Annotated in this window: 1 protein-coding gene; it reads left to right on the top strand. The window is 44.8% G+C overall.

Annotated features, from left to right (window positions below; all coding sequences use genetic code 11):
* Window positions 1-252 (top strand): hypothetical protein (locus ACFINC_RS10740; RefSeq protein WP_375617206.1); only part of this gene is annotated, 252 nt, incomplete at both ends.

Raw genomic sequence — 252 nt, 5'->3', positions numbered from 1 at the left:
CAAGGGCATGGAGGTTTATGCACCGGTGCTTTACATTCCTGAAAAAGACAGAGCCTCCTTTGTTTCTGCTGGGGCTTTGATGATGGGTGATGATGTCAATATGACCACAAAAGACTTGGTCAATTCAGGGCGGATAAGTGCACCCCATAACTTATCTGTGCAGAGTGATGATATTTTGAGTAAAGGGGGACATTTTGCAGCCGGGAATGATGTTGTTTTGCTTGCACAAAACAATATTCGTTTGGAGGCAGG

It is taken from the genome of Bartonella sp. AP58NXGY, assembly GCF_042195785.1.
Lineage (GTDB): Bacteria > Pseudomonadota > Alphaproteobacteria > Rhizobiales > Rhizobiaceae > Bartonella.
This window is presented reverse-complemented; position numbering and strand designations above follow the sequence as displayed.